This window comes from Gemmobacter lanyuensis (assembly GCF_014652355.1).
Classification (GTDB): domain Bacteria; phylum Pseudomonadota; class Alphaproteobacteria; order Rhodobacterales; family Rhodobacteraceae; genus Gemmobacter; species Gemmobacter lanyuensis.
In genome coordinates this window covers 69142-75241 of the sequence record NZ_BMYQ01000012.1, presented here as the reverse complement: position 1 = coordinate 75241, position 6100 = coordinate 69142, and the positions used below count along the sequence as shown (strand labels likewise).

Annotated in this window: 5 protein-coding genes; 4 read left to right on the top strand and 1 reads right to left on the bottom strand. The window is 65.9% G+C overall.

All coding sequences use genetic code 11. The annotated features are described in order from the left end of the window. Positions 1–23: 23 nt before the first annotated feature. A complete protein-coding gene (gene fsa / locus IE101_RS15865) occupies positions 24–677 on the bottom strand; it encodes a fructose-6-phosphate aldolase (protein ID WP_189634823.1) in 654 nt (217 codons plus the stop codon). Positions 678–758: 81 nt separating this feature from the next. On the opposite strand from fsa, the gene IE101_RS15860 reads away from it, so the two are divergent. The 4 genes from IE101_RS15860 (at position 759) to IE101_RS15845 (ending at position 6037) form a co-directional block, all read left to right on the top strand. After that, on the top strand, positions 759–2963 hold the full coding sequence (locus IE101_RS15860) for a primosomal protein N' (RefSeq protein ID WP_189634822.1): 2205 nt from the start codon (positions 759–761) through the stop codon (positions 2961–2963). A 72-nt stretch (positions 2964–3035) separates the two neighbouring features. Beyond that, complete coding sequence (locus tag IE101_RS15855; protein ID WP_189634821.1) at positions 3036–4280, top strand: MFS transporter; 1245 nt, start codon at positions 3036–3038, stop codon at positions 4278–4280. A 54-nt stretch (positions 4281–4334) separates the two neighbouring features. Next, complete coding sequence (gene msrA, locus IE101_RS15850) at positions 4335–4994, top strand: peptide-methionine (S)-S-oxide reductase MsrA (RefSeq protein ID WP_189634820.1); 660 nt, start codon at positions 4335–4337, stop codon at positions 4992–4994. Between the two features lie 167 nt (positions 4995–5161). After that, positions 5162–6037: a 50S ribosomal protein L11 methyltransferase gene (locus IE101_RS15845; protein WP_189634819.1), complete on the top strand. Its 876-nt coding sequence runs from the start codon at positions 5162–5164 to the stop codon at positions 6035–6037. Positions 6038–6100: the final 63 nt, after the last annotated feature.

Below are 6100 nucleotides of genomic sequence, written 5' to 3'. Positions count from 1 at the left end.
CCCGTCGCCAAAATCCGCGCGGATCAGATGATTTTCTGCCCGGTCTTGGCCCAGTCCTTCATGAACTGCTCAAGCCCTTTGTCGGTCAGAACATGGCTCGCCAGCCCCTTGATGACGGCGGGCGGGGCGGTCATCACGTCGGCGCCCACCAGCGCACATTGCGCGACATGGTTGGCCGAGCGGACCGAGGCCGCAAGGATCTGGGTGTCGAAGCCGTAGTTGTCATAGACCTGACGGATGTCCGAGATCAGGTCCATGCCATCGAGGTTGATGTCGTCCAGACGGCCAATGAAGGGCGAAATGAAGGTCGCGCCCGCCTTGGCGGCCAGCAGCGCCTGGTTGACGCTGAAGCAGAGGGTGACGTTCACCATCTTGCCTTCGCCCGACAAAACCTTACAGGTTTTTAGGCCATCCCAGGTCAGCGGCACCTTGACGGTGATGTTCGGGGCAATCTCGGCCAGCTTGCGGCCTTCGGCAATCATCTCATCGGCGGTCAGGGCGACGACCTCGGCCGACACGGGGCCGGACACGATCGAGCAGATCTCTTTCGTGACTTCAAGAATGTCACGGCCGGATTTCAGGATGATCGACGGGTTGGTGGTCACGCCGTCGACCATGCCCAGATCATTCAGTTCGGCAATGGCGGCCACGTCGGCGGAATCGACGAAGAATTTCATCGGGGAAGTCCTCTCGGGGTTGCAGGCGCTCTCGGCGCCGTATTAGCCCAAAGGGGCGGCTGGGAAAAGGAAGGATTGGGCGTGGAGCGGGTCTTTGCAGAGGGCGACCGGGTTGGCGTGCTGCTGACGGAACCGCTGGGCCGGTCGCTGTCCGGCACGCTGGATTATCGCGCGCCCGAAGGCGGCTGCGGCACCGGCGACTTTGTCGAGGTGCCGCTCGGCCCCCGAAGGATGGTGGGCGTGGTCTGGGGCCCGGGGGATGGCAGCTTTGACATGGCGCGCCTGCGGCCTGTGACGCGGGTGCTGGATGCGCGCCCCATGCGGGCCGAACTGCGCGCCTTTCTGACACGGGCGGCGGATTACACGCTGACCCCCCTGCCCGCGATGCTGCGGCTCGCCACGCGCGCGCCGGGGCTTGGCGAAAGCGCCGGGATGCGGCGGGTCTACCGCCTGTCGGGGCCTGCGCCGAACAAGCTGACGGATGCCCGGTTGCGGGTGCTGGAGGCGCTGCGCGGCTTTGGCGGCGCGGCAGTCACGCTGGGCGAAATCTGTGATGCCGCGGGTTGCACATCATCCGTGGTCAAGGGTCTGGTGAAGGCCGGTGTCATCGCCGAAGAAGACGCCCCCCGCGACCTGCCCTATCCCGATCTGAACCCCGCGGCCGCCAAGGTGCAGCTGATGGGCGAACAGATCGCCGCCGCCGCCGCCCTGACGGCCGCCGTCGCACAAGGCAATTACGGCACCACCCTGCTGAAGGGGGTCACCGGGTCCGGCAAGACCGAGGTCTATCTGGAGGCGGTGGCCGAATGTCTGCGCCACGGGCGGCAGGCGCTGGTCCTGCTGCCGGAAATCGCGCTGACGGCCGAATTCCTGACGCGGGTCGAGGCCCGTTTTGGCGCCCGGCCCGCCGAATGGCATTCAGGCGTCACCCAGACCGAACGCCGCCGCCTGTGGCGCATGCTGGGCGAAGGATCGGCGCAGATGGTGGTGGGGGCGCGGTCGGCGCTGTTCCTGCCATTTCAGCATCTGGGGCTGATCGTCGTCGATGAGGAACACGATACCTCCTACAAGCAAGAGGAGGGCGTTCTTTACAATGCCCGCGACATGGCTGTGCTGCGCGCGGCGATCTGCGGGGCACAGGTGGTGCTGGCCTCGGCCACGCCCAGTCTGGAAAGCTGGGTCAATGCCGAACAGGGCAAATATACGCGGCTGGATCTGGGCGCCCGTTTCGGCACCGCCGAACTGCCAGAGATGCGCGCCATTGACATGCGCGACGAACGCCTGCCCGCGAACCGCTGGATTTCGGAACCGCTGGCCGAGGCGGTAAAGGCGCGGCAGGCACTGGGGGAGCAGTCGCTTTTGTTCCTCAACCGGCGCGGCTATGCGCCCGTCACCATCTGCCGGGCCTGCGGGCATCAGGTGGGCTGTGATGATTGCGACGCGCGGATGGTCGAACATCGCTTCCTCAAGCGCCTCGTCTGCCACCAATGCGGGGCGAGCAAGCCGGTGCCGGACACCTGCCCCTCCTGCGGGGTGGCGGGGCGGATGGCGCCGGTGGGGCCGGGGGTGGAACGTCTGGCCGAAGAGGTGGCCGAACGCTTCCCCGAGGCGCGGGTGGCGATTCTTTCCTCGGATCTGTTCGGATCGGCGCGGGCGCTGAAGGAACAGATCGAATCCATCGCGGCCGGGGGGGCCGAGATCATCATCGGCACGCAGATCGTGGCCAAGGGACACAACTTCCCCCTGTTGACGCTGGTCGGTGTGATCGACGCCGATCTGGGCCTGCAGGGATCGGACCTGCGGGCGGCGGAACGCACGTTTCAGCTGATGCGGCAGGTGGCGGGGCGCGCAGGGCGCGCGGGCAACCGGCGGGGGCTTGCGCTGTTGCAAAGCCACCAGCCCGACCATCCGGTGATCCGCGCGATTCTGGGCGGGGATGAGGAAGCCTTCTGGAAGGCCGAGGCGGATGAGCGCCGCGCCGCCGGGGTGCCGCCCTATGGCCGCATGGCGGGGATCATCCTTTCCGGGCCGGATGTGGCGCAGGTTTTTGATTTCGGCGCCGAACTTGCGCGGCTGGACGGACCGCTGCGCCGCATCGGCGCCCAGCTTTACGGCCCCGCCCCCGCCCCGATCGCGCGGGTGCGCGGACGGCACCGGGTGCGGCTGCTGATCAAGGCCGACAAGCTGGCCCCGATCCAGGCGGCCGTGTCGGAATGGCTGTCGCAGGTGAAACCGCCCAATGCGGTGCGGATCGCGGTGGATATCGATCCGCAGAGCTTTCTGTAACCGGACCTGCAAATTGTGCCGGGCACAAGATCGCGCTCGCCCGGCCGGGCGGTGCGGCTTAGACATTTTGGCATGAAAACGCGCACCATTCCCCTCTCCGATGCCGCCCATCTGCCGCGCTGGCGGCAGCCTGTCTCACTTCTGCTGCTGATGGCGGCGGCGATGCCGCTGGCCTTTGCCACCTGGTCTGCGCTGCTCAACAATTTCGTCATCGAGGTTGCGGGCTTTACCGGGGTGGAAATCGGCTGGCTGCATACGGTGCGCGAGGTGCCGGGCCTGCTGGCGGTGGCGGTGCTGGCGATTCTGCTGCTGTTCCGCGAACAGGCAGTGGCGGGATGGATGCTGGTGCTGTTGGGGGTTTCCACCGCCGTCACGGCGTTTTTCCCCAGCCTGACCGGCATCATGCTCGTGACCTTTATGTCTTCGATAGGGTTTCATTATTATGAAACGGTGAACCAGTCGCTGCAGCTGCAGTGGATCGACCGCAAGGCCGCACCCAAGACCATTGGCTGGATCGTGGCGGTGGGTTCGGGCGCCTCGCTTCTGGCCTATGCCGCCATCGTGCTGACCTGGAAGGCGCTGGGGCTCTCTTACGGTACGGTCTATCTGGTGTCGGGCGGGCTTTGCGTGGCCATTGCGCTGTTCTGCCTGCTGGCCTACCCCCGGTTCGAGGCCCCGCATCCGCAGCGCAAATCCATCGTCCTGCGGCGACGCTATTGGCTCTACTATGCCATGCAGATCATGGCGGGGGCGCGGCGGCAGATCTTTGTCGTCTTCGCCGCCTTCATGATGGTCGAGAAATTCGGCTTCGGCGTCGAACAGGTGACGGGCCTGATGCTGGTGAACTTTGTCGCCAATATGATCGCGGCCCCCTATCTGGGCCGCTTCATCAGCCGCTTTGGGGAACAGGCCGCCATGCTGATGGAATATGGCGGGCTGTTCTTCGTCTTTCTGGCCTATGGCGGGCTTTACTGGTTCGACTGGGGCATCGGCGTGGCCTCGGCGCTTTATGTGATCGACAACCTCTTCTTCGCCATGTCCTTTTCCCAGAAAACCTACATCCAGAAGATCGGCGATCCGGCGGATATGGCGCCCACGGCGGCGGTAGCCTTTACCATCAACCACATCGCCGCAGTCTTCCTTCCGGCGGGTCTGGGCTATCTCTGGGTGCAGGCGCCGGGGTCGGTCTTTGCATTGGCGGCAGGGATGGCGGCAGTGTCCTTCGTGCTGGCGCTTCTGGTGCCACGCCACCCCGCGCCGGGGAATGAGACGCGGCTTTCGGGTGGGGGCGGTTGGTCCTCTGTCCCGGCAGAGTGATTGGACGGCGGCTGCACAGCACCTATATTCCGCCCAAGGCAGAAGGAGAGGCCCATGTTCGGACTATTCAATGCAGACAAGATGAAGATGGTCGCCCCGCAGGATGCCCTGCCCGGCCGACCCGAGCCGCTGCCCACGGCCGAAACACATTTCCTGTCGGGCCTGCCGCTGAAATCGCCAGTGCCGGAAGGCATGGCCGAGGCGATGTTCGGCATGGGCTGTTTTTGGGGGGTGGAGCGGCTCTTCTGGCAGCAACCCGGCATCTGGCTGACCATGGTGGGCTATGCGGGCGGCTATACACCCAACCCGACCTACAAGGAAACCTGCACCCAGCTGACCGGCCATAATGAGGTGGTGCGCGTGATCTTTGATCCGGCCCGCATCAGCTATGACGATCTGCTGCGGCTGTTCTGGGAAAACCACGATCCGACGCAGGGGATGCGGCAAGGCAATGATGTGGGTTCGACCTATCGGTCGGGGATCTACACCTATGATGCCGATCAGCAGGCCGCGGCCGAAGCCTCGTTCAGCGCATTCCAGGCGGCGCTGACGCGCGCGGGTCGTGGACAGATCACCACCGAAATCCTGCCCGCCCCGACCTTCTATTTCGCCGAGGATTACCACCAGCAATATCTGGCGAAGAACCCCGACGGCTATTGCGGGCTGCGCGGCACCGGGGTGAGCTGCCCTATCGGCCTCGGCGTGAGCAGCTGAGGGCAAGAAGGCGGCGCGCGGGCGATGGCGCATCTGGCACCCGCCCACCCGCGCCGCCGCCCGGCCCCGGCGCCTTTGGCCCGCCCCCCTGCCCCGCGCGCCTCTATTGACCCCGGCCGGGCATGGGGCTATCGCGGCATGACGCCCCCGATCTTGAGGACCCCGCCATGCCCACCTATTCCGCCCTGACGACCCTGATGGGAGAGGATGCCGCGCAGGCGCTTGCCGATGCCGTCGAGAAGATGGACCCGGCGCCGGTTGGCGTGGGCGTGTTCGAGATCGAGGATGACTCGGGCCTGTGGGAAGTGGGCGCCTATTTCCTGGAAGAGCCCAATGCGGTGATTCTGGACGTTCTGGCGCTGGCCTTCGAGGCCAAACCCTTTGCGCTGTCGGAACTGCCGGAAATCGACTGGGTGGCCCATGTGCGGCGCGAGCTTGCGCCGGTCGAGGCCGGGCGCTTCTTCGTTTATGGCAGCCATGACGCCGACAAGGTGCCGGAAGGCCGCGTGGCCCTGCAGATCGAGGCGACGGTGGCATTCGGCACGGGGCATCACGGGACGACGCTGGGCTGCCTGCGTGCCTTTGACCGGCTGTTTGATGCGGGCTTCCGCCCGGCCAAGGTGGCCGACGTGGGCTGCGGCACCGCCGTTCTGGCGCTGGCTGCCGCCGCCGTGCTGCCCGAGGCGCGTGTGATCGCGTCCGACATTGACCGCGTGGCGGTGGACGTGGCCGAGGCCAATGTCGCCATCAACGGGCTGGACGGCCGGTTGGAATGTCTGGAGGCCGCGGGCTTTGACCACCCGACGCTGGCTGCTGCGGCGCCTTTCGACCTCGTCTTCGCGAATATCCTGAAAGGCCCGCTGATCGAGCTTGCGCCGTCGATGGCCGCGCATGCCGCGCCGGGCGGGATCATCATCCTTTCGGGTCTGCTGGTCGTACAGGCCGAAGCGGTGACCGCCGCCTATCTGGCCGAGGGCTTCACGCTCGAGGCGCGGGAAGACATCGGCGAATGGTCCACCCTGGTGTTCCGCAGGCCGCAATAACGGCAGCTTGCCCAAATCCCGCCACAATTATGCCGCATAAGGATTACGGGTGGGGCCGTATCT